Annotated in this window: 22 protein-coding genes and 1 tRNA gene; 9 read left to right on the top strand and 14 right to left on the bottom strand. The window is 67.3% G+C overall.

The genetic code is table 11. The annotated features are described in order from the left end of the window. Positions 1-56: 56 nt before the first annotated feature. Entirely contained in the window at positions 57-1,376 is a 1,320-nt protein-coding gene (locus tag VEIS_RS17730; protein ID WP_011809967.1) for an IS4 family transposase, read from the top strand. A 37-nt stretch (positions 1,377-1,413) separates the two neighbouring features. Here the strand turns inward: VEIS_RS17730 and VEIS_RS29035 are convergent, their stop codons facing one another. Next, a complete protein-coding gene (locus VEIS_RS29035; protein ID WP_157048572.1) occupies positions 1,414-1,593 on the bottom strand; it encodes a hypothetical protein in 180 nt (59 codons plus the stop codon). Positions 1,594-2,167: 574 nt separating this feature from the next. Between VEIS_RS29035 and VEIS_RS17725 the strand changes: the two genes are divergently transcribed. The 7 genes from VEIS_RS17725 (at position 2,168) to VEIS_RS26760 (ending at position 6,674) form a co-directional block, all read left to right on the top strand. Continuing rightward, positions 2,168-2,440: a hypothetical protein gene (locus VEIS_RS17725; protein WP_011811365.1), complete on the top strand. Its 273-nt coding sequence runs from the start codon at positions 2,168-2,170 to the stop codon at positions 2,438-2,440. Positions 2,441-2,555: 115 nt separating this feature from the next. Next, positions 2,556-3,230, top strand: a complete 675-nt coding sequence (locus VEIS_RS17720; protein ID WP_011811364.1) for a 3'-5' exonuclease — start codon at positions 2,556-2,558, stop codon at positions 3,228-3,230. Then, positions 3,227-3,718, top strand: coding sequence for a hypothetical protein (locus tag VEIS_RS17715; RefSeq protein ID WP_011811363.1), 492 nt, complete (start codon positions 3,227-3,229; stop codon positions 3,716-3,718). Before VEIS_RS17720 ends, VEIS_RS17715 begins: the two co-directional genes overlap by 4 nt. Then, a complete protein-coding gene (locus VEIS_RS17710) occupies positions 3,711-4,616 on the top strand; it encodes a phage Gp37/Gp68 family protein (protein ID WP_011811362.1) in 906 nt (301 codons plus the stop codon). Before VEIS_RS17715 ends, VEIS_RS17710 begins: the two co-directional genes overlap by 8 nt. After that, complete coding sequence (locus tag VEIS_RS17705; protein ID WP_011811361.1) at positions 4,610-6,094, top strand: DNA cytosine methyltransferase; 1,485 nt, start codon at positions 4,610-4,612, stop codon at positions 6,092-6,094. Before VEIS_RS17710 ends, VEIS_RS17705 begins: the two co-directional genes overlap by 7 nt. Further along, positions 6,091-6,480: an ASCH domain-containing protein gene (locus VEIS_RS17700; RefSeq protein WP_083758662.1), complete on the top strand. Its 390-nt coding sequence runs from the start codon at positions 6,091-6,093 to the stop codon at positions 6,478-6,480. The genes VEIS_RS17705 and VEIS_RS17700 overlap by 4 nt, the downstream gene beginning before the upstream one ends. Continuing rightward, positions 6,477-6,674 carry a helix-turn-helix transcriptional regulator gene (locus VEIS_RS26760; protein ID WP_083758661.1) on the top strand — a complete coding sequence of 66 codons (198 nt, stop codon included), beginning with the start codon at positions 6,477-6,479 and terminating at the stop codon, positions 6,672-6,674. Before VEIS_RS17700 ends, VEIS_RS26760 begins: the two co-directional genes overlap by 4 nt. On the opposite strand, the gene VEIS_RS17695 is transcribed toward VEIS_RS26760, so the two are convergent. From VEIS_RS17695 to VEIS_RS17635, 13 genes are all read right to left on the bottom strand, one after another. Next, a complete protein-coding gene (locus tag VEIS_RS17695; RefSeq protein ID WP_011811359.1) occupies positions 6,604-7,767 on the bottom strand; it encodes a tyrosine-type recombinase/integrase in 1,164 nt (387 codons plus the stop codon). The two genes, VEIS_RS26760 and VEIS_RS17695, sit on opposite strands and share 71 nt — an antisense overlap. A 160-nt stretch (positions 7,768-7,927) precedes the next feature. Next, a tRNA-Ser gene (locus VEIS_RS17690) sits at positions 7,928-8,017 on the bottom strand. Between the two features lie 48 nt (positions 8,018-8,065). Continuing rightward, complete coding sequence (gene serS / locus VEIS_RS17685) at positions 8,066-9,382, bottom strand: serine--tRNA ligase (RefSeq protein ID WP_011811358.1); 1,317 nt, start codon at positions 9,380-9,382, stop codon at positions 8,066-8,068. Between the two features lie 96 nt (positions 9,383-9,478). Then, on the bottom strand, positions 9,479-10,300 hold the full coding sequence (gene hutG / locus VEIS_RS17680) for an N-formylglutamate deformylase (RefSeq protein WP_011811357.1): 822 nt from the start codon (positions 10,298-10,300) through the stop codon (positions 9,479-9,481). A gap of 69 nt (positions 10,301-10,369) precedes the next feature. Beyond that, positions 10,370-11,803: a formimidoylglutamate deiminase gene (locus tag VEIS_RS17675; protein ID WP_011811356.1), complete on the bottom strand. Its 1,434-nt coding sequence runs from the start codon at positions 11,801-11,803 to the stop codon at positions 10,370-10,372. Further along, positions 11,793-13,163, bottom strand: coding sequence for an imidazolonepropionase (gene hutI, locus VEIS_RS17670; RefSeq protein WP_011811355.1), 1,371 nt, complete (start codon positions 13,161-13,163; stop codon positions 11,793-11,795). Before hutI ends, VEIS_RS17675 begins: the two co-directional genes overlap by 11 nt. 77 nt (positions 13,164-13,240) lie before the next feature. Continuing rightward, positions 13,241-13,927: a HutD/Ves family protein gene (locus VEIS_RS17665; protein WP_083758756.1), complete on the bottom strand. Its 687-nt coding sequence runs from the start codon at positions 13,925-13,927 to the stop codon at positions 13,241-13,243. Positions 13,928-14,107: 180 nt separating this feature from the next. Then, the gene (hutU, locus tag VEIS_RS17660; RefSeq protein ID WP_011811353.1) at positions 14,108-15,829 is read right to left on the bottom strand and encodes a urocanate hydratase; all 1,722 of its coding nucleotides are present in this window, start codon (positions 15,827-15,829) and stop codon (positions 14,108-14,110) included. Between the two features lie 61 nt (positions 15,830-15,890). Further along, positions 15,891-17,453, bottom strand: a complete 1,563-nt coding sequence (hutH, locus tag VEIS_RS17655) for a histidine ammonia-lyase (RefSeq protein ID WP_011811352.1) — start codon at positions 17,451-17,453, stop codon at positions 15,891-15,893. Between the two features lie 50 nt (positions 17,454-17,503). Beyond that, entirely contained in the window at positions 17,504-18,274 is a 771-nt protein-coding gene (gene hutC, locus VEIS_RS17650; protein WP_011811351.1) for a histidine utilization repressor, read from the bottom strand. A gap of 27 nt (positions 18,275-18,301) precedes the next feature. After that, complete coding sequence (locus VEIS_RS17645) at positions 18,302-19,081, bottom strand: ABC transporter ATP-binding protein (RefSeq protein WP_011811350.1); 780 nt, start codon at positions 19,079-19,081, stop codon at positions 18,302-18,304. Beyond that, positions 19,078-19,905, bottom strand: a complete 828-nt coding sequence (locus VEIS_RS17640) for an ABC transporter permease (protein WP_011811349.1) — start codon at positions 19,903-19,905, stop codon at positions 19,078-19,080. The genes VEIS_RS17645 and VEIS_RS17640 overlap by 4 nt, the downstream gene beginning before the upstream one ends. Continuing rightward, complete coding sequence (locus VEIS_RS17635) at positions 19,902-20,861, bottom strand: ABC transporter substrate-binding protein (protein WP_011811348.1); 960 nt, start codon at positions 20,859-20,861, stop codon at positions 19,902-19,904. The genes VEIS_RS17640 and VEIS_RS17635 overlap by 4 nt, the downstream gene beginning before the upstream one ends. Before the next feature lie 461 nt (positions 20,862-21,322). Between VEIS_RS17635 and VEIS_RS17630 the strand changes: the two genes are divergently transcribed. Continuing rightward, positions 21,323-23,494, top strand: coding sequence for a TonB-dependent siderophore receptor (locus VEIS_RS17630; protein WP_157048571.1), 2,172 nt, complete (start codon positions 21,323-21,325; stop codon positions 23,492-23,494). The last annotated feature ends 9 nt before the right edge of the window (positions 23,495-23,503 follow it).

Genomic DNA, 23,503 nt, shown 5'->3' with positions numbered 1-23,503 from the left:
CCGATTGCACACATCTTGAAGATTCGGCGGTAAGCTGTTGATTTTTCGAAGAGAAGATGGAACGGATGAGCTGGGCACAAGAGGAGTTCGCGGACCTGGACCTGGGCGACAAGCGCCTGAACCGGCGGCAGGTGAAACTGGCCGAGACCTTCAGCCGGCAGCCCACACCCAGCATCCCGGCTGCCTGCGGGGGCTGGGGCGACACCCGCGGTGCCTACCGCTTCTTTGCGCACGAGGACATTGACTGGCAGGACATCCTCAAGCCGCACTGGCAGGCCAGCGCCCAGCGCATGGCCGAGCACCCGGTGGTGCTGTGCCTGCAGGACACGACGGAGCTGGACTTCAACGGTCAGGGCATTGCCGGGCTGGGCCGGCTGAGCTACGACGCGCAGCGCGGGATGTACCTGCATCCGACCTACGCGATCACGCCCGATCGCGAACCGCTGGGCGTGATCGATGCGTGGATGTGGGCGCGTTCGGCCAAGAAGGGGCAGGCTGCGAGCGATGAGGTGCTGGAGAGCACGCGCTGGATCGAAGGCTACGAGCGCATCGCCGAGCAGGCGGCCAGCCTGCCTGGAACCCGGCTGGTCTATGTGGCCGACCGCGAAAGCGACCTGCTGGCGCTGATGCGCCGCGCTGCAGAATTGGGCCATCCGGCCGACTGGCTGGTGCGCGCCAAGCACAACCGGGTTCTGCCCGAAGACGGCAAGCTGTGGGCCACAGTGACAAGCGGCCACCCTCTGGGCCAGATCGTCTTCACCCACGCGCCGCGCGGCCAGCGCGCCCGGCGGGTGCACCAGACGGTGTGGGCCAAGTCGGTGCGGCTGGCCCAGGGCGTCACCGTGACCTGTGTGATCGCTCGCGAAGAACACCCGCCGAGCGGCGTCAAACCCATCGAATGGCGCTTGCTGAGCAACCGCCCAGCCGGCGACTTGCAGGCAGCCACGCAGTTGATCGAGTGGTACCGCGCCCGCTGGGAGATCGAACTGTTCTTTCACGTCGTCAAGAACGGCTGCCGGATCGAGGCACTGCAATTGAGCCGCATCGAGCGGCTCGAGCGCGCCATCGCCCTGTACCTGGTGATAGCCTGGCGCATCGCGCGCTTGATGCGCCTGGGGCGCAATGGCCCGGATCTACCCGCCGAACTGTTCTTCGAGCCCGACGAATGGCGCGGCGTGCACTTCCTGCTCAAAAAGCCCATCCCCAAGCAGGCGCCGCGCCTGAACACCGTCATCCGGATGGTTGCCACGCTGGGCGGCTTTCTGGGGCGCAAGTGCGATGGCGAGCCCGGCGTGAAGACGTTATGGATCGGCATGCAGCGCGTGGCCGACTTCGCTGCCGGACTGGACTACGCCAGGGAAATCCAGGCGCTGTGAGATGTGTGCAATCGGATGGCTCAGGCCCCGGCCGGCATCACTTGCGCACGAGCGCCCGCACTCTGGCCTCAACGACCTCAAGAGCCATCTCTGGCAAGAACAGGTGTGGGTTCATTGACCTGGTCTTGAACCAGTCTTGCCGCGCGAAGTGCAGTAGCAATCGAGGCAGTTGCTCGTCTGATGCGACCACTGCTTGGGATCCATTGGCGGTGGACATCAGTGCTACCTTCTCATTTGCGCCATTCAACCAGCACCGAGGTTGCGTCAGGTGTATCGAGCAAATGCCCCTCGTTGGCAGCCCGAGCGATCTTGCCGAGTACGGCGGCTTCCATGCCGAGTACAGTGGCCTTCAATTGGGTAGCCGTTGCTGCAAGCCAGGCCGATGGAAAAAAAGCGCACGCAATGGCACACAAAGGACCGTGCACCCCAATGAGGCGGTCGCCCTGGCGGTGATGGACGCCATCGCCGCAGAATAGTCAGACCTGACCCTGCAGCCCAAGCACCTGGCGCAGCACTGCATGGAGCCAAGTTGCCAGCCCTTGCCGCTGGCACGGCAGTTTTTCCAACACATCGGGGCCAGCCGCATGGAGAGCATGGGGCGGTTGGCTTGTGCCGACGGACGGCCACGGCCAATGGTCTGGGCTTGCTCTTTGGCGACAACCCGCTTCGGCGGGCTTTTTGTTGCCTGGAAATCACCCATACGAAACCTTCGCAAATCTCTTCCACATTTGCCTGATCTGTGATTTCGCCTTTACTAAAGTCAACTCATCACCACTCCCCCGGAGAGACCGATGAGCCAGACGGCAAACGTCCCCCAAGGCCCCATACCGGGCCTGTCTGCACGCGGCTCGGCCTGCATGACGCGCGATGCGCTGGGCGGCCATGCAAGGCAGACCATGAGCGACGCCTTGGCCGCCACCCCCATCAAATGCCGCGTGACCATCAAGACCGAGAGCGGCCAGCAGACCTACGACGGCCTGTTTGCTTCGACCGGCGCTGCCGCCATCGATGCGCAAGAGCGCATCGGCATGCGCTGCCAGGTCAGCGTGCGGGCGCTGCCATGAGGCAGTTTCTGCGCCACTTCCTCTACTGGAAACGCCGTGGCTATTCCATCCGCCGAGCCTGGCGGTTGGCAGGCACAACCTTTTGACCAAAACCACCCCCCGCAGGAGGCACCCGATGACCGCCCTCATCTTCGGCACCAAGACCACCGGCCTCCACGAGCCGGCCATCGTGCAAGCGGCCTGGCTCATGGTCAAAGACCCGTTCACGCTGACCGTGGTGGAGCGGTTCGAGCAACGCTACAACCCCGGCAAGCCGATCGAGCTCGGCGCGCTGGCCACGCACCACATCCTGGACGAAGAACTGGCCGACTGCCCGCCTGCATCCGGGTTCAGCCTGCCGCCGGGCACCGAATACCTGATCGGCCACGACGTGGACTACGACTGGCGGGTGATCGGCGCACCGCCCGTCAAGCGCATCTGCACGCTGGCGCTGGCGCGCTGGCTGCTTGCCGACATCGATTCGCACACCCAGGCGGCCATGCTCTACCTGTTCGAGCGCGGCAGCGCCAGCAGCTTGCTGCAACATGCGCACTCGGCCCGGCACGACGTGATGCACTGCGCCATCGTGCTCGAACACCTGCTGGCCAGGATGGGCGACATCACCGAGGCCACGACATGGCAGACGTTGTGGCAGCGCTCGGAGCAAGCGCGCATCCCCAAGACGCTGACCTTCGGCAAACACAAAGGCCTGGCCACCAGCGCTGCGCCGTCGGACTACAAGCACTGGTTGCTCAACCAACCGGACGTTGACCCGTACCTGGTCAAGGCATTGCGCGGGGAGGCGCAATGAGCCGCCTGCTGTACTGGCTGTCCGGCTTGCTGCCGTGCCGAATCATCAGCGACAACTGCAACCCATACCTGGAGCGGTACTACGTCGGCACGGCTTTGGGCGTTCGGTTCCATCTGCACCGATTCGTCGGCAGCGACCCCGCCAGGGGGCTGCATGACCACCCGTGGCCGTGGGCGCGCTCGCTCGTGCTGTCGGGCTGGTACTACGAGCAACTGCGCACCGGCACGCGCAAGGTGCGCTGGTTCAACCGGCTCAGCGGCGACACCTTCCACCGCGTGATCCTTGGGCCTGGCCATTGCTGGACGCTGTTCTGGCACCGGGCGCAGTACGTCAAACCCTGGGGCTTCCTGCGCAGCCTGGAAGGCGAAACGGCGCTGATGTGGGTGCCCCACAACCACCCGAAGGACGGCAGCGGCACACCCGGCGCATGGTGGCAAACCGCGCCCAACGGCAAGAACGAGCCACACAGGGTGCCCCGCCATGGCTGAAAACTCCCCCATCGAATGGACACACCATACCTTCAACCCGTGGGAAGGTTGCCAAAAGACAGGCCCCGGCTGCGAGCACTGCTATGCCGAGGCACGCAATGCGCGCTTTGGCGCAGGTCTGGCGGTCAATTGGGGCCCTGGCGCCCCGCGCCGGCGCACCAGCGCTGCCAACTGGCGCAAGCCGCTGGCCTGGAATGCGAAGCATGAAGCCTTCTTTGCCGCGCATGGCTGCCGCCAGCGAGTGTTTTGCGCCAGCCTGGCCGATGTGTTCGACAACGCGGTGGACAGCGCATGGCGTGCCGACCTGTTGCGCTCGATCATGTCAACGCCAAACCTTGACTGGTTGCTGCTGACCAAGCGCATTGGCAATGCCCCCGCAATGCTAGATGAGGCCGTGTTTAGCGCCACAAAAGGCTGGTTTAAATGGAGATCAGGCGGCGGGCGCTACGGCGGGTATTACCTGAAAAACATCTGGATCGGCGCAACGATATGCAACCAGGAAGAGGCCGATCGCGACATCCCGAAGCTGCTACGGCTACCAGCGGCAAAGCGGTTCCTGAGCCTGGAGCCCTTGCTCGGCGCGGTCGATTTGAGCCCGTGGCTCAACATCGTCGAGTACGAAGAAGGCGCCCCATGGGGGCGGCGCAACATAGGCCACCTGCGCGACATGCCAGACTGGGTGATCGTCGGCGGCGAAAGCGGCCCCGGCGCGCGCCCGATGCACCCGGACTGGGCACGCAGCCTGCGTGACCAATGCCAGGGCGCCGGGGTGCCGTTCTTTTTCAAGCAATGGGGGCAGTGGCGCCAGCACGCCGGAAAAACCTTCATCGAGGTAGGCAAAAAAGCCGCCGGCCGCCTGCTCGATGGCCGCGAGTGGAACCAGGTGCCGGCATGCTGAGCCCTCGATACATCCTGCCCCTGCACGACGAAATGGTGATCGACCTGTTCGCCGGCGGTGGAGGCGCCTCCTGCGGCATCGCGCAGGCCATCGGCCGCAGCGTGGACGTGGCCATCAACCACGACCCCGAAGCGATCGGCCTGCACCAGGCCAACCACCCGCAGACCAGGCACTACTGCGCGGACGTTTTCGAGGTCGATCCCGTGGCCGTGACGCACGGGCGCCCCGTGGGCCTGCTATGGGCCAGCCCGGACTGCAAGCATTTTTCCAAAGCCAAGGGCGGCAAACCGGCGAGCAAGAAAATCCGCTCGCTGGCCTGGGTCGTGGTCCAGTGGGCCAAAGCTGCCCAGCCGCGCATCATCTACCTGGAGAATGTCGAGGAGTTCCAGACTTGGGGGCCGCTGGGCCCGGATGGCAGACCGTGCCCGCAACGCAAAGGCCGGACCTTCCGGCAATGGGTCGGCAGCCTGCGCAATCTGGGCTACGAGGTCGAATGCAAGGAACTGCGCGCCTGCGACTTTGGCGCGCCGACCATCCGCCGGCGCCTGTTTGTCGTGGCGCGCTGTGATGGCCAGCCGATTCAATGGCCGGCCCCGACCCATGGCGACCCCCGGCGCCTGGAAACCAAGGCCCGGGGATTGATACCGTGGCGCAGCGCCGCCGAGTGCATCGACTGGACGCTGCCGACGCCGAGCATCTTCGAGCGTGCGCGGCCCCTGGCGGATGCCACGCTGCGCCGGATCGCGCGCGGCATCGTCAAGTACGTGATCGAGGCACGGCAACCCTTCCTCGTCAGCTTGGCGCACGGCGAACCATCCCCGTCGGGCGTGAAACCTTGGGGCAGTGGCAACGGCGCGGCACGGGTCGCGGCATTCGTGTCGAGCTACTACGGCCACAAAACCGAGCAAGGCCAGGCGCGCGGGGCGTTCATCGATGAGCCGGTCAAGACCCAGACCACGGCCAACCGGCATGCGCTGGTCGCCGCATTCCTGGCCAAGCATTACGGCGGCGTGCTGGGCACCACGTTGGACCAGCCGATCAGCACGGTGACGAGCGTCGATCATCACAGCCTTGTCCTGGCCCGTGCGGTGGCCAAGGCATCGAAGGTGCACGGCGCGGGCCAGCCCGAAGCGGTCGCGGCACTGCTGGTCAAGTACTACGGCAGCGAACGCGACGGCGCAGCACCGACCGAACCGCTGCACACCATCCCCACGCACGACCGTTTCGGCCTGGTGACGGTGCAGATCGGCGGCGAACCCTACCTCATCACCGACATCGGCATGCGCATGCTGCAACCGCATGAACTGTTCAAGGCGCAGGGCTTTCCGGCGCACTACCGCATCGACCAACGTGCCGATGGCAAACCGCTGACCAAGACCGCACAAATACGCATGTGCGGCAACAGCGTCTGCCCACCGGTGGCACGGTTGTTGGTCCAAGCGAACTACATCACACAGGAACGCAGGAAAGCAGCGTGAGAAACATCAGCTTTGCCCTGACCACGGAACAGGTGAGGAATCAAACCAAGGACGTGACACGCCGCCTGGGGTGGTTGCGCCTGAAACCCGGGGATGTTTTGCAGCCAGTCATCAAGAACATGGGGCTTGGTGCGGGCGAGAAAATCGAAAAGATAGGCACCCCCGTGACCGTCGTCGCCACGCGCCAAGAGCCACTGCGCCGCATGACAGACGAGCAGGAATACGGGAGGAGGGAATGCCAGCGCGAAGGATTCCCGCACCTCACCCCCGCCGAATTCATCACGATGTTCTGCGCCACCCACCGAGGTTGCACACCGGAGACCATCATCACCCGCATTCAAATCAGCTACCGGGCAAGCATCAGCGCCACAGGAGGCAGAGCATGAGCAGCATCGAAAAAATCCTGATCCCGGCCGCAGAGGCCGCAGCGCTGCTGAGCATGGGCAAATCCACCTTCTGGCGCGAAGTGGCCCGGGGGACATTGCCCGAACCGATCAAAATCGGCGGACTCACGCGCTGGCGTGTCGAGGATCTGAAGAAGTTTGTGCAGCAGCAAGCCACTGAGCCCACCACTGCATGAGCTCGCGCCGCTGCGGCAGATACTGCGCACGGTTGTACGCAGCGCGCACCGCATCGGTTTCCTTGTGCGCGAGCTGGCGCTCGATCACATCGTGCGCAAAGCCCGACTGCTCATTGAGCACGGTAGAGGCCAGCGCCCGAAAGCCATGGGCCGTCATGCGGCCACGGTAGCCCAGGCGATACAAGGCAAACAGGAAAGTGTTTTCAGACAATGGGTGGCCGGGACGCAACGGCGAATCCATGACGAACTCCCGCTCAGCGTTGAGCAGGCGCAACTGCCCGACGATGGCCTGCGCCTGCAGCGACAAAGGCACGACATGCGGCAAGCGCAGCTTCATGCGCTCGGCGGGAATGACCCACACCGCACCGTCCTCCTTGAACTCGCTCCAACGCATCGCGCGCAGTTCCCCGACCCGCACGAACGTGTGCGCCAGCAGTTGCAATCCCAGCCCGGTCACAGGCTCATCGTAGTCGGTGATGGCGCGCATCAACGCCCCGGCCTCGGCAGGGGCAATGCTGGCCATGGGTTTCTTTACTTTGCGTGAGTGCAGCACGCGCACGAGATGGGATGCCGGATGGCTCTCGATCAGGCCGGCATCCTGGGCATAGTCAAACACCGCCGCGATGCGCCCGGCCACCCGGTGGGCCGTCTCCACGCGCCCATCGAGCTGCACAGCCTGCACCACATCCACCAGTTCGGGGCGATGGATGGTATCGATGGGGCGCTTGCCGATTTTGGGGAAAACGAAACGCTCCAGCGTGTTCGCCACCTGGGATTGGTGCTTGCCATTGGACAGGGTAGGCAGCTTGAGTTTGAGCCAGGCCCTGGCGATCGTCTCAAAAGAAGGCACAGCGACCGTCGCCGGAACCACACCATCGCGCGCTGCGGCGTGGGCTTTGCGGGCCTCGGCCAGGCTGACATCCGGCCATCGGCCATAGGTGCGCGTTGCCTGCTTGCCCTCGCGCAGATAGTTGGCGCGCCAACTCTTGCCACCGGCCGGGGTGACGAAAAGGTACAACCCCACACTGTCGGCCAACTTGTAGCCCTTGTGACGCGGCTTTGCCGCCTCCACTGCACGCACGGTCAATGTCATGGTATCGCCCCGTCAAATACCACGCCAGATACCATGATTGACACTTGGCTTGCGCGGTATCGGCATGGTGTGTTTTGGGCGATTATGGACGACATCTCCAATGAAAAAGCCCCGGCGCGTATACGGCGCGGGGCTTTTGGGGGCTGGCTTGGATTGATTCTGGCGGAGAGGGTGGGATTCGAACCCACGGTAATGTTGCCACTACGCCTGATTTCGAGTCAGGTACATTCGACCGCTCTGCCACCTCTCCTGGTGCTCGTGCCCAAGCCCGCAATTATAGCCACGATAGCCACGGTCTTCAGGGTCTGAGCGCGGCGATGCCGGCCATGTAGGGGCGCAGCGCGGGCGGGATGGTTACGCTGCCGTCGGCTTGCTGGTAATTTTCCAGCAGCGCCACCAGCGTGCGGCCCACGGCCAGGCCCGAGCCGTTGAGGGTGTGCACGGGCTCGTTCTTGCCTTGCGCGTTCTTGAAGCGCGCTTGCAGGCGGCGCGCCTGGAAGGCCTCGCAGTTGCTCACCGAACTGATTTCGCGGTAGCTGTTTTGTGCCGGCAGCCAGACTTCCAGGTCGTAGGTCTTGGCGGCGCCAAAGCCCATGTCGCCGGTGCACAGGCTCATCACGCGGTAGGGCAGGCCCAGCTTTTGCAGCAGGGCCTCGGCGTGGCCGGTCATTTCTTCCAGGGCCTGGTAGCTGGTGGCCGGGTGCACGATCTGCACCATCTCGACTTTGTCGAACTGGTGCTGGCGGATCATGCCGCGTGTGTCGCGGCCGTAGCTGCCGGCTTCGGAGCGAAAGCAGGGCGTGTGGGCGGTGAGCCTGATGGGCAATTCGGCCTCGGTCAGCACCAGGCCGCGCACGAAGTTGGTCAGCGGTACTTCGCTGGTCGGGATCAGGTACAGCGCTGTGTTGTCGGGCACGGGCTCGCCGTCCTGGCCGCCTTTTTTGGTGGAGAACAGGTCGCTTTCGAATTTGGGTAACTGGCCGGTGCCTTTGAGGGATTCGGCGTTCACCGCGTAGGGCACGTAGCATTCGGTGTAGCCATGTTCGCCGGTTTGCACGTCGAGCATGAATTGGGCCAGGGCACGGTGCAGGCGGGCGATCTGGCCTTTCATCACCGCAAAGCGCGCGCCCGAGAGCTTGACGCCCAGGTCCAAGTCCAGGCCCAGCGGGCGGCCTATATCGACATGGTCTTTCAGGGCGAAGGCCGGGCTGGCCGGCTGGCCCCAGCGGCGCAGTTCGATGTTGCCGGAGGCGTCGGCGCCGACCGGCACGCTGTCGTGCGGCAGGTTGGGCACGGCTTCCAGCATGGTTTGCAGTTCGGCCTGGATCTGCTCCAGGCGGGCGGCCGATTGCGCCAATTCCAGTTTCGAGGCCGCCACCTGTGCCCGGGCGGTGTCTGCGCTGCCCGGGTCGCCCTGGCCCAGGCTGATGCCGATTTGCCTGGACAGTTGGTTGCGCCGCGATTGCAGTTCCTCGGTGCGGGTTTGCAGTGTCTTGCGCTCGGCTTCCAGGGCTTGGAAGGCTGACAGGTTCAGGAAGGGCTGGGGCTTTTGCCGGGTTTCCAGGCGCGCGATGGCGCTGGCCGGGTCTTTGCGGAGCAGGAGGATGTCGAGCATGTCGCGATTTTAGGGGCTCGGGTCAGGCTGGCCGGGGCGTGGCCGGGGCGGCAGGCGTCGCACCGGACAGATGCCGATGCGCGCTGCTGGCCGCTTTCACTTGCGCGCAGATTCGTTGGCAAACGCCAGCGCTGCTGCCAGCATGCGCCGCAGGTGCGGCTCGATGCCCGCAGCGAGCTGTGGCTGGTAGTCGAAGGGCGGGGCTTCCTGCATGTAGCTGCACTGCGTCATCTCCAGTTGGACTGCATGCAGGCCCTGCGCTGGCTGGCCGTAGTGGCGCGTGATGTATCCGCCGGTGAAGCGGCCATCGAGCACGGCGCTGTAGCCGGTGGCGGCCCGGGCGATGGCCAGCAGTCGTTGCGCCAGGGCGGGGGCGCAACTGGCGCCGTTGGCCGTGCCCAGGTTCAGGTCGGGCAGTTTGCCGGCGAAAAAGCGCGGCAGCACCGAGCGGATCGAATGCGCGTCCCACAGCACGGCCACGCCATGTCGGGCGCGGATGCGCTCGAGCTCGGCGCGCAGTTGGGCGTGGTAGGGGGCCCAGACGGCCTGGCGGCGCGCGGCGGTTTCGGCGGCATCCGGTGTGTCGCCGTTGGCATAGAGGGGGCGAGCGTCGAAGTTGTCCACCGGGCACAGGCCGGTCACGCTTTGCCCGGGGTACAGGCTGCTGCCATCGGGCGGGCGGTTCAGGTCGATCACGTAGCGCGAATGCGTAGCCACCAGCACGGAGGCCCCCAGGTCGTGGGCAAAGGCGTACAGGCGCTCCATATGCCAGTCGGTATCGGGCACCTGGCGCGCCTCGGGGGTCAGGCGCTCGGCCAGTTCGGGCGGTATGTGGGTGCCGGTGTGCGGCATGGAGATCAGCAGCGGCTGCCGGCCTGGGTGCAGGATGAACGCGGGTGGGGCGGTGGTGGTCGTCATGGCGTGTCCGGCGAGTGGCAGATGGTGGGCGGCAAATGGCGAGTGGCAGATGGCAGAGCGGCGCACAGCTTAGCGGATCGCTCCGGCGCGTTGCGCCGCAATGATGGCGCTGCGGGCGGCGATGAAGTCCTGGGCCGCCGCCTCGTGCAGCGCGTGCCGGCCTTGGGTGACGCGGCGCACGCCGGCCACCCACAGGCTGTCCAGGGCTGAACTGCGCTGGCTGCCGAATACATGGGCCGAGAGCATGCTGTGCGCGGGCAGGCCGCGCAGCGCCAGATGCTGCGCGTCGAGCACCACCAGGTCGGCCTGCCGGCCGACGGCGATGCCTGCCAGGCCCGCACCGATGCCGTGCCCGGCGGCCTGTGCGCCGCCCTGCACGGCCTGCAAGCTCATCGCGGTGGCTACTTCGGGCTGCGTGGCATGGGCCAGCACGTTGCGCTGGCGGCGCGACAGGCGCTGGCCGTATTCGAGCAGCAGTAGTTCTTCGGCCGCATTCACGCAGATATGGCTGTCCGAGCCCAGGCCCCAGCGGCCGCCATGCTGCAACCACAGCGGCAGGTCGAAGATGCCGTCGCCCAGGTTGGCCTCGGTGCTGGGGCACAGGCCGACCACGGCGCCGGTGCGCGCGGCGGCGGCATGTTCGTCGGGCGTCATCCGGGTGGCGTGCACCAGGCACCAGCGTGCGTCCACCGGGGCGTGATCGAGCAGCCATTGCACCGGGCGCTGTCCGCTCCAGGCGATGCAGTCGTCGACTTCTTGCTGCTGCTCGGCGATGTGGATGTGGATCGGGGCCTGGGGGTCCAGCGCCGTGATGCCCTGCACGGCGGCCTGCAGGCTGTCCGGCGGCACCGCGCGCAGCGAATGCAAAGCCAGGCCCAGCACAGCGCCCTGCGCTTGTGCGATGGGCCTCAGGCGCTCCAATAACGAGAGCATGCTGGCGGTGCTGCGGATGAAGCGCGCTTGCTGCGCGTGCGGCGGCCGGGCGCCAAATCCGCTGCTTTGGTACAGCGCCGGCAGCAGTGTGATGCCGATGCCGGCCGTGCGCGCGGCGTGCAGCAGCGCCAGCGACATCCGGGCGTCGTCGGCATAGGGCTGGCCAGTGTGGTCGTGGTGCAGGTAGTGGAACTCGCACACCCGGGTGTAGCCGGCCTCCAGCATCTCCACGTAGAGCCAGGTGGCGATGGCTTGCATCTGCCCGGGTGTGATGTGCGCTGCAAAGCGGTACATCAGTTGGCGCCAACTCCAGAAGCTGTCCTGGCGTTCGGCGCGGTATTCGGCCAGGCCGGCGAACGCGCGCTGGAAGGCATGCGAGTGCAGGTTCGGCAGGCCCGGCAGCAGCGGCCCTGCGGCCACGGGCCGGCCGGCCGGCGCCCTGGCATCGGTGTCCACGCCGGTGATGCGCCCGGCCGCATCCCATTGCACGAGCACGTTGCGCGCCCAGCCGCCGGGCAGCAGGGCCTGTGCCGCAAACAGGCTGCGCTGCGCGGTCTGCTCAGGCGCCATCGCGCAGCACCGGCATTTCCGGCCTGTCGAGCAGGCCCAGCCCGTCGCGGACCACGCGGCCCTGGCGCACGATGGTGCAGGCGGGCTTGTGCCCGAGCCAATAGACCAGTTCGGCGGCTTCTTGCAGGGGCCACAGCACGAAGTTGGCCGGCCGGCCGGCGGCGATCAGGCCGTGCGAGTCTTGCAGGCCCAGCGCGCGTGCCGCATGGGTGGTGATGCCTGCCAGCGCCTCGGACAGGCTCAGGTGAAACAGGGTGCAGGCCATATGGGCCATCAGCAGCAGGCTCAGCGCCGGCGAACTGCCGGGGTTGTGGTCGGTGGCCACGGCCATCGGCACGCCGGCTGCGCGCAGGGCCTCGATCGGCGGGCGCTGTTGCCCGCGCAGCGTGTACCAGGCGCCGGGCAAGAGCACGGCCACGGTGCCGGCCGCTTGCATTGCGGCAATGGCGTCGGCAGACAGGTGCTCCAGGTGGTCGCATGACAGCGCGCCGTAGCGCGCCGCCAAGGCGGCCCCGCCCATGTCCGACAACTGCCCGGCGTGCAGTTTGACGGGAAGGCCCAGTTGCTGCGCGGCCAGGAAGACCTGCTCGGTCTCTGCCAGCGTGAAGGCAATGCGCTCGCAAAACATGTCCACCGCATCGACCAGCCCCTGCTCGGCCAGCGCGGGCAGCATCTGCTGGCAGACCAGATCGATGTAGTCCTGGCTGCGGCCTGCATATTCGGGCGGCAAGGCATGGGCGCCGAGGAAACTGGTGCGCACCGTCACCGCGCAAGCCTGGCCCAGACGGCGGGCCACGCGCAACTGCTTGCGCTCATGTTCGAGCGCCAGGCCGTAGCCGGACTTGATTTCGATGGCGCCCACACCTTCGGCCAGCAAGGCTTGCAGGCGCGGCATGGCGAGCGCGAACAATTGGTCTTCGCTGGCTGCGCGCGTGGCCTGCACCGACGCCAGGATGCCGCCGCCGGCCTGCGCCAGTGCTTCGTAGCTGGCGCCTGCCAGGCGCAGCGCGAATTCGTCGGCGCGCTGCCCGCCGTACACCAGGTGCGTGTGGCAGTCGACCAGCGCCGGGGTGGCCAATGTGCCAGGCGCTCCGGGCGCTGCGCCGTGCGCGCCCGTGCGCGCCGCGTCCCGCGCATCGAATCGGCGCAAGGCGCTGAACGCCGCAGGCAACTGCGCCTGTGGCCCGACCCAGCGCAGCATGCCGCCTTGCACCACCAGGCAGGCCGGCGCATCGGCGGGCAGGGGTTGGTCGGCCTGCGTCAGTTCGGCCACCAGCCGCAGGCCGCACCACAGGCCGTCGGCCGGCGGGGCCAAGCCCAGGTCCCAGTTCAAGCCGCTCGGGGTGTCGTGCATCGTCATGGCGGGGCGTGCCTGTCATCGCTACAAAAATAATGGCTGCAAGCAAATGTGAAGCCTGCGCCCGTGGCCGACGGGGTTCATGTTTTTTCCCCGGCGCCGGGGCGGCACACGAGCGCCGCACGGCCGTCCGAAGGCGCTCGTACCGCAGCCGCAGGCGAAGGTACCCCAGTGAGCGCCACCCAGGCCAGTGCTGCACCGGCATGCTGCGCAGCGCTGGCAAGGCCCGGTGACTCGATGCGCTGGTCCATCCACCCAAAACCCTGCCCGGCCTTCAGCGCGCGTGCGGTGTCCCCGTCACCGCTGCTGCTGCTGCTGCCGCGCCATTGCCACAGACCTTGCAGCACCATGCACAGGCCCGCAGCCGGCGTTTCGGGCGCTGGCGCAGCGTGCAGCACTTGCAGCGTGCCACTGCACAGGCCATGGCGCAGCATCAGGTTCAGGGCGGTCGATGGGCCGCCGGCGAGGCGGCATTCGAGCGGCTCATCGCCGTCGAAAGCAAAGGGCTGCCAGCGCTGATCGAGCAGGTGCTCCCAGCGCCCCCGGGCATGGCGCAGGTGCACGCCGTCACCGCCGAGCAGCATGATCTGCCGCTGTACCCCGGGGAACACCGAGAACGGCCCGGACCGGGCAATGGTGGCCACGCTCAGGCGCCAGGCGAAGTGGTCCATGCCCGCACCGGGCGGCCAGCAGGCCAACTCCTGCGTGCTGCCAGCGCCGTTCTTCCAAGGCTGGCCGGGGGTGGTGGCCAGGTCAAAAAACGCCATCATGGGGTGACTCATGGATCAGTGCGGCTGGCCGGCATCGTTGCCTGCGCGCAGCAAATCGTCTCGTGCCGGGGGCAGGAGGGCAGGGGGGCGGGATGAAGGGAGTGCGGCCGATGGCGGGCGCCAGGCGGGGCGGGTTCATGGGCGGGGGTTCTTGGGCGGGGTGGGGAAACCGGTTTCTCATCGTGCTGCGCCGTCGGCGCAGGCCGAACGGGCCATCGGCAGTTGCAGCCCTTGCTCGTTGGCCGTTTGCAGCGCCAGCGCGTAGCCGGCATCGGCATGGCGCATCACGCCGCTGCCGCTGTCGTTGACCAGCACGCGCGCCAGGCGCCTGGCTGCGGCATCGCTGCCGTCGGCCACGATGACCATGCCGGCGTGCTGCGAGTAGCCCATGCCGACGCCGCCGCCATGGTGCAGGCTGACCCAGGTGGCGCCACCGGCGGTGTTCAGCAGCGCGTTGAGCAGCGGCCAGTCGCTCACGGCATCGGTGCCGTCGAGCATGCCCTCGGTCTCGCGGTTCGGGCTGGCCACGGAGCCGGTGTCCAGGTGGTCGCGGCCAATGACGATCGGTGCCTTGAGTTCGCCGCTCTTGACCATGGCGTTGAAGGCCAGGCCGGCGATGTGGCGCTCGCCCAGGCCCAGCCAGCAGATGCGCGCGGGCAGGCCCTGAAAGCGGATGCGTGCGCGCGCCATGTCCAGCCAGCGGTGCAGATGCCGGTTTTCCGGGAACAGGGCCTTGATCCTGGCGTCGGTCTTGTCGATGTCCTGCGGGTCGCCCGACAGCGCCACCCAGCGAAACGGCCCTTTGCCTGCGCAAAACAGCGGGCGGATATAGGCCGGCACGAAGCCGGGGATGTCGAACGCATTTTTCACGCCCTCATCGAACGCCACCTGGCGGATGTTGTTGCCATAGTCGACGACCGGAATGCCCATGGCCTGAAAGTCCAGCATGGCCTGCACATGGACGGCGCACGAGCGCGCCGCTGCCTGTCTGAGCTGCGCATGCCGGCCCGCATCCTGCTGTGCGGCGTGCCACTGCGCCAGCGTCCAGCCGCCGGGCAGGTAGCCGTTGACCAGGTCGTGCGCCGAGGTCTGGTCGGTGACCAGATCGGGCTTCAGGCCCCCGGCCTGCGCCCGCCGCAGCAGTTCGGGCAGCAGCTCGGCGGCGTTGCCCAGCAGTGCGATCGACACCGCCTCTTGGGCCGCCAGGTGCTGGCGCAGGCATTCGATGGCGTGGTCGATATCGCGCGCCTGCCGGTCCAGATAGCCGGTGCGCAGCCGGGCGTCGATGCTGCTTTGCCGGCATTCGATGGTCAGCGACACTGCGCCGGCAAAGCTGGCGGCCAGCGGCTGCGCGCCGCCCATGCCGCCCAGCCCGGCGCTCAAAATCCACCGGCCTGCCAGCGAGCCGCCGTAATGCTGGCGTCCGGCGGCGGCAAAGGTCTCGTAGGTGCCTTGCACGATGCCTTGGCTGCCGATGTAGATCCAACTGCCCGCCGTCATCTGGCCGTACATGAACAAGCCCTTTTGGTCGAGCGCGCTGAAATGCTCCCAATTCGCCCACCGGGGCACCAGGTTGGAATTGGCCAGCAGCACGCGCGGCGCGTCGGCATGGGTCTGGAAAACGCCCACCGGTTTGCCGGACTGCACCAGCAGGGTCTCGTCGTCGTTCAGTTCCCTGAGCGTGGCCAGGATTTGGTCATAGCACTGCCAGTTGCGCGCGGCGCGGCCGATGCCGCCGTACACCACCAGGTCTTGCGGGCGCTCGGCCACTTCGGCGTCCAGGTTGTTCTGGAGCATGCGGTAGGCCGCTTCGGTGAGCCAGCTCTTGCAACTGAGCTGGCTGCCGCGCGGGGCGCGGATCACGCGCGTGGCGTCGTGGCGGGGGTCATTGGCGGTCATGGCGGGCCTCATGGGGGGGCTGGTGGCGGGTCTCATTGGGCGCAGGTGGCCGATGCAAGGCTCAGGCATGGCTGGGCAGGCACTGCAACAGCGGCGCGGGCCACCCGGATTGCTGCGCCCACAGCCGCATGGCGGCTATATCGGGCGCCAGGCAGCGGTCTTGCTCCAGAAAGGCCACGCGCTCGCGAATCGCGGCCCACTGCCCTTCGAGCAGCGGCGTCGAGCGCAGGCTGCGATCGAACTCCATGCCCTGCGCCGCCGCCATGGCCTCGATGCCCACCACCGTCGCCGTGTTGTCGATCATCTCGGCCAGGCGGCGCGCGCCGAAGGTGGCCATGGACACATGGTCTTCCTGGTTCGCCGATGTGGGCAGGCTGTCGACACTGGCCGGGTGGGCCAGCGATTTGTTCTCGCTCGCCAGCGCAGCGGCGGTGACCTGCGCCATCATGAAGCCCGAGTTCATGCCGCTGTCGCGCACCAGAAAGGCCGGCAGTGCCGACAGGCCGGTGTCGAGCAGCAGCGCCAGGCGCCGTTCGGACATGGCGCCGATCTCGGCCACCGCCAGCGCCATGATGTCGGCAGCAAAGGCCACCGGCTCGGCGTGGAAGTTGCCGCCGGAGATCACCTCGTCCGCACCCGGGCCGCCCTGCGCTGCGGCAAAGACCAGCGGGTTGTCCGATGCCGCATTGGCTTCGATGACGAGCACGCGCGCCGCGTGGTGCAGGTTGTCCAGGCAAGCGCCCAGCACCTGCGGCATACAGCGGATCGAGTAGGGGTCTTGCACGCGGCCACAGTGCGGGTGCGAAGCGGCGATGGCGCTGCCTTCGAGCAGCGCGCGCAACGCGGCGGCCACGGCGATTTGCCCGGCTTGGCCGCGGGCTTCATGGATGCGCGCATCCAGCGGCCAGACCGAGCCTTTGATGGCCTCCAGCGATAGCGCGCCGGCCACCAGCGCAGCGGCCAGCAGGTTCTCGGCGCCGAACAGGCCCGCCAGCGCCAGCGCGGTCGACACCTGCGTGCCGTTGAGCAGCGCCAGCCCCTCCTTCGGGCCGAGCACGAAGGGCTGGCAACCGATGGCGCGCATCGCCTCGGCGCCCGGCACCAGCGTGCCGTTGCATTGGGCCTGCCCCTGCCCGATCAGCACGCAGGCCAGATGCGCCAGCGGCGCCAGATCCCCCGAGGCCCCGACCGAGCCTTTGGCCGGAATCACCGGCAGCACCTCGGCACTGGCCAGCGCCAGCAGCGCATCGACGATCTCGGGGCGGATGCCGGAGTGGCCGCGCGCCAGGCCCACGGCCTTGGTGGCCAGCACCAGGCGCACCACCGCGTCGGGCAGCGCCGGCCCGGTGCCCGCGCTGTGCGACAGCACCAGGCGGCGCTGCAACTCGGTCAGGTGCTCGGCAGCAATCCTGGTGCTGGCCAGCTTGCCAAAACCGGTGTTGATGCCATAGACCACCCGGTCTGCCGCCACGATGCGCTGCACCGCCGCCTGCGCGGCCTGCATGGCCGCCCGGGCCGGTGCGTCCAGCGCCAGTCGTACCGGGCCGGCATGGATGCGGCGCAGCCCGGCCAGGGTGACATGGCCGGGTTGCAGCAGCAGTGGGGAAGTGTTGGATTCGGTCATCGCATCGATCCTGTCCTTACGCGCCATGCCAGGCAACTGCGGCCACCCGCTCAGCCGGCCAGCGGATTGCCGTCCGCGCGAAAGCGGCTGCCCAGGCGGTAGCGGGTGGCCGGATGCAGGCAGCGCACCACGGTGATCGGCACCGCGCGCGACCAGGTGCGCCGCGTCAGCAGCAGGCAAGGCTCCTGCGGCGACATTTCCAGCAGCGCAGCCTGCCTGGCGCCGGGCATCACGGCATCGACCACATGCTCGATCTGGTCGAACGGCACGTTGCGCACCAGGTATTCGGAGGGCGGCATCCGGGCAAAGTCCTGCGCGGCGAACCCGGGCACCTGGCGCGGGTTCACATGGCGGTCTTCCAGTTGCACCGGCACGCCGTCCTCGCGGTGTATGCACAGCGAGTGGAATACCGACGCTCCGGTGCGCAACTCCAGCGCCGCAGCCACCTCCAGCGTGGCCGGGACGCGCTCCACGGCCAGCAGGTCGCAGCGGTAGTCGTGGCCGCGCTGGCGGATCTCGCTGGCCAGGTTGGCAATTTGCAGCAAGGTCGACTGGGGCCGGTCTTCGGCGACAAAGCTGCCCACGCCGGCCACGCGCACGATGCGGCCCTGTTGCACCAACTCGCGCAGCGCGCGGTTGACCGTCATGCGCGAGATGCCGAACTGGCTGACCAACTCGTTCTCGGACGGCAGGCGGTCGCCCGTGCGCCAAAGGCCCTGCTGGATCCTGCGCGCAATGAAGTCCTTGACCTGCTCGTACAGCGCCATGGCGGGCGCCGGGGCAGCGCGGCGGCGGGAGGAGTGGGAGGGGTGGGTGCTCATCGGCGAAAGCTGAAAAAGGGCCCAACCTCAGTGCCAGCCCGCCGCCATGGCCTCGGCGCGAATCTCTTCGGTCAGGCGCGCCTTGAGCGCAATGAATGCGGCGCTGGTCTTGGCACGGTAGTGGCGCGGGTACGGCAGGTCCACCGCCAGATCGGTCTTGATGCGGCCGGGCCGGGCGCTGAACACGGCCACGCGGTTGGCCATGAAGATGGCCTCGTCGATGTCGTGCGTGACGAACAGCACCGTCTTGCGCTCGGCCTCCTGGATGCCCAGCAGCAATTCCTGCATCAGCGCCCGGGTCTGGTGGTCGAGCGCGCCGAAGGGCTCGTCCATCAGCAATATCTTGGGGTCATTGGCCAGCGCCCGCGCAATCGCCGTGCGCTGCTGCATGCCGCCGGACAGTTGCCGGGGAAAATGCTGCTCGAAGCCGCGCAGACCGACCTGGGCGATGAAGTGGGCCGCGCGCTCTTTTTGCTGCGCCTCGGGCAGACCGCGCTCGCGCAGGCCAAAGCGGATGTTCTGCTCGATGCTCAGCCAGGGGAACAGCGTGTAGCTCTGAAACACCATGCCGCGCTCGGCGCCCGGCCCCTGGACCGGCACGCCGTCGAGCAACACCCGGCCGCTGCTGGCCTGCTCGAGCCCCGCGACGATGCGCAGCAAGGTCGATTTGCCGCAGCCCGAGGGGCCCAGGATGGTCAGGAAATCGTTGTCCCGCACCGTGCAATCGACCGGCAGCAGCGCCTGCGTGCGCTGGCCCCCGGCGCTCTCGAAAACGCGCGTCACGGCCTCGATCGAGACGTGGCTCATGGCAGCAGGCTCCAGGCAAACAGCCGCTGGTTCAGCGCCTTGAAAGCCAGATCCGACAGCAGTCCGATCAGACCGATGGTGATGATGCCGAAGATGATCTGGCCGGTGTTGAGCAGCGCCTGGCTGTCGGTGATCATGTGGCCGATGCCCGACGAGGAGCCGATCAGTTCGGCCACGATCACATAGGTCCAGGCCCAGCCGAGCACCAGGCGCAGGGTCTCGGCGATACCGGGCGCGGCGCCGGGGATCAGCACCCGCGTCACGATGCCCCGGTGGCCCGCGCCCAGCGTGTAAGCCGCCTCCACCAGATCGCGCCGCGCGCTGCCCACCGTCACCGCCACCATCAGCGTGATCTGAAACACCGAGCCGATGAAGATCACCAGGATCTTCTGCGCCTCGCCAATGCCCGCCCACAGGATCAGCAGCGGAATGAACGCCGACGCCGGCAGGTAGCGGCAAAACGAAACGAAGGGCTCGAAAAAAGCCTCGATGCCCTTGTAAGCGCCCATCGCAATGCCCAGGGGCAGGGCGACCGCAGCGGCCAGCACGAAGCCCGCCAGCACGCGCCACACCGTCATGCCGATGTCCTTGACGAACCCGTACTCGGTCAGCAGCAACCATGCTTGCCGGAGCATCGTCGGCGGGCTGGCCAAAAAGGTCGGCGAGACCCAGCCGCCCAGCGTGAACCACGTCCACAGCGCCACGAATATGACGAAAAAGGCCAGGCCCAGCAGCCAGCGGCTGCGGGCACTGACGGGCGCCAGCGGGGTCAGCGCACGCCGCAGCGGCGCTGCGGCAGACAGATGCCGTGGCACGGGCCTCATTGCACGAAGCGTGCGTCGAACAGCGCGGCCAGATCATCCGGCGCTTTGTGGATGATGCCGGTCGCCAGCAAGATGGCCGTGGCGTCCTTCATGAACGCGGTCAGCTCGCCGGCGAAAAACCGCTGGTTCGCGGCCCGATCCTGCCAGCGCAAAAACGACGCCGACCGGGCAAACTGTGCGCCCGTCTGCTTGACCGCCGCGCCCATGATGTCGTTGGACTTGGCGGGATCGGCCCGGATCATGTCCAGCGCCGCAAAATAGGAATCGGCCAGCGCCTGTGCGGCCCGGGGGTTGGCCTTGAGCCAGGCGGGGTCGCAGCCGACCGTGTCGATCACCATCGGATAGTCGAGCGTGGTGGCCAAAATCTTGCCCGCAGCCGGGTTGTCGCGCACGGTGGAAAGATACGGCTCGTAGGTCATCGCCGCATCGCCTTGCCCGGTCACGAAAGCCTGGGCCGCAGCCTGGGGCGACAGCGTGGTGAGCTTGACATCCTTGAGCGTCATGCCGTTCTTGCTGAGCATCCAGGCCAGGCCAAAGAAAGGCGCGGTGCCCGGCGCATCCACGCCAATGGTCTTGCCGCGCAGATCGGCAAAGCCCTTGATATCGCCGCGCACCGCCAGGCCGTCGGCGCCGTAGGACTTGTCCGTCTGAAAAATCTGCACGATGGGCACGCCGTTGGCATTCCAGGCCACATGGGTCTCGACCGTGGTCGCAGCGCACTGAATCGACTTGGCGGCCAGGGCCAGATGGCGGTCCTTTTGCGCAATCATCTTGATCTCCACATCCAGGCCATGCTTGCTGAAAAGGCCCGCCTTGTCGGCCAGCGTCAGCGGCGCAAAGCCCGTCCAGCCGGACATGCCCAGCACCAGTTTGGTGTTTTGCGCCTGCGCCTGTGCGGCCAGACCCGGCACGCATGCTGCGGCCAGCACCAGCCATTTCACAACCGATCTGCTCATCATCTGCTCCTGTCTGAAGAAAAATTGCGTTGCCCGCCCGCGCTGGCGCGCGCCGGCGCGGGCATGATGACTGCCAGTGTATTCCTGTCTATACAGGTTGACCATGGTGCCGCCGACGCACCTGGCAGGCGCCAACACCGAGCAAGAAAGAGGCCACGGAAAGTCGTCCGATACAAACAAGAACAATTCGCATTACAATGCGACATCTTGCCAGCCAGCGTCCGGAAAAACGCCAGCCAACGCCCAGGTCGCACGGCATTGCCGATCGCTTGGGCGCCGACCCCGGCAGCCTGCCCGTCACGCCACGGCCGACCACCGGCGTGACGTTCATGGTGCCGGTCGGCCAGCGCCCGGGTTTGGTGTCGGCGCATGCACCGGCACGGCTCGACCGAACCGCTTTTCCCCCTCGGGGCGTTGGAGCGCCCGATTTTTTTGACCCTTGCTTCTTCCACGGAACTTGCATGCCTTCTCACCCCCGACATCAGCCCCTTGCCACCGGCAAGGCGTGGCGCCTGGCCGCCGGCAAGGCGTGGCGCCTTGCCGTTGCGCCGCTGGCACTGTGCCTGGCGCAGGCCGCGCCGGCACAAACGGCGACCGAAACAGCGACCGAAGCCTCTGCCACGACACCACCCCGGTTGCAGGAGGTGCGCATCAGCGCCGACACCGACAATGGCATGGGCTTTGCGCCTGACCAGGCGCAGACGGCGGGCAAGGCCCCCATGCGGCGCCTGGAAACGCCGCAGTCCGTGAGCGTGGTCACGCGCGAGCAGATGGAGTCGCGCCAGATCACCAACTTGCAGCAGGCGCTGCAGACCGTGGCGGGCGTAAGCCCGGTCAACTTCGGCCGCCGGGGGTTTGACGACATCCACATCCGCGGCTTTCGCTCCACCGAATCCGTCCTGGTGGACGGCCTGGTGCAAAACACCGGCATGTGGGCCAAGCTGCAACCCTATGGCTACGAGCGCTTCGAAGTGCTCAAGGGCGCCGCCTCGGTGCTCTATGGCCAGGTGCAGCCCGGCGGCATCATCAACGCCGTGAGCAAGCGGCCCGGCACGCAGGCGATCAGCGAGGTCGGCGTCGTGCTGGGCAGCTTTGGTTTGCGCACGCTGCAGGCCGACGTGAACCGGCCGCTGGCCGAATCCGGCAAGACCGCGCTGCGCATCAACGCGCAGGTTTCCGACAGCGGCGACCCGACGGACTTCGTCTACCGCAAGGACCGCTGGCTGGCCGCCTCGCTCGCGCTCGATGCCGGCCCCCGGACCGACGGGGTGCTGTTTGCCACCTACAACCGCAGCCAGTGGCTGCGCCAGCAGGGCCTGTCGCCCTACGGCACGGTGCTGCCCAACCCCAACGGCAGGCTGCCGCGCACGCTGTTCACCGGCGACCCCGGCTTTGGCGCCTACGACGTGCAAAGCAGCACCTTGGGCTATACGCTGGAACACCGGTTCACGCCCGCCATGGTGCTGCGCCAGAACCTGCGCTACGAAAGCCAGCAAGGCACGGGCCACTTCATCTCGAACCAGGCCCTGCAAGCGGACATGCGGCTGCAAAACCGCGAGGCTTCGCGCCAGTCGATGGACTACGACATCCTGGCCACCGACACCTCGCTGCTGTCGCGCTTTGCGGCCCTGGGCATGCAGCACCAACTGGTCACGGGGCTGGATCTGCGCAGCGGCCACAGCCGGTTCATCCGCCGTGTCTGCCGCATCGGCGCGCTGGATTTGTTCGCGCCCCGCTACGGCATGGCGACCACCTGCCCCGCGACCCCCACCGGCGATGCGCCGGCCAAGCTCACCGTGGCGGGTCTGTATGCCCAAGACCAGATCAAGTTCGGGCCGGGTTGGACGGCGCTGCTGGGCTTGCGCCGCGACGCTTCGATGAACCACATCGACGACCGCGTGAAGGACGTGCAGACGCGGCAAAAGGACAGCGCCACCACGCTATCGGCCGGGCTGGTGCACGAATTCAAGCCCGGCTGGGCCACCTACGCCAGCTATGGCGAGTCGTTCCTGCCGGTGTCGGGGCTGACGTTCGAGGGCCAGCCCTTCGTGCCCGAAACCGGCAAGCAGTGGGAAGCCGGCCTGAAGTACCAGGCCATCGGTGGCCGGATGACCGGCGCGCTGGCCCTGTTCGACCTGGTGCGCGAGAACGTCGGCACCGCCGACCCGGCGCACACCGGCCACCGGGTGCAGACCGGCGCGCAGCGCGCCCGTGGCCTGGAGGTGGAACTGGGCGCCGACCTGCAGCGCGGCGTGAAACTGAGCGGCGCCTACACCTGGACGCAGGCCCGGGTCACGCGCGACAACAACGCCGCCATCGTCGGCCGGCCGCTGAACCTCACGCCACGCCACACAGTCGCGGCCTGGGCCAACTACCAACTGGCGCAGTACCAGCGCGTCACGCTGGGCCTGGGCGGGCGCTACGTGAGCGAGCAGATCGGCTCCTACCCGTTCACGCTGCCGGCGTACTTCGTGGCCGATGCCTCGATCAGCTACGCCGGCCAGGACTACCGTGTGACGGCCGGGGTCAAGAACCTGTTCGACCGGGCGTATTACGACGGCGCAATCAATGCCAATGTGGTGTCGCCGGCCGCACCGCGCAGCGTCAGCGTGGGCCTGACATACTTCTTTTGAAAGCCGCAC

It is taken from the genome of Verminephrobacter eiseniae EF01-2, assembly GCF_000015565.1.
GTDB classification, from domain to species: Bacteria; Pseudomonadota; Gammaproteobacteria; order Burkholderiales; family Burkholderiaceae_C; genus Acidovorax; species Acidovorax eiseniae.
This window is presented reverse-complemented; position numbering and strand designations above follow the sequence as displayed.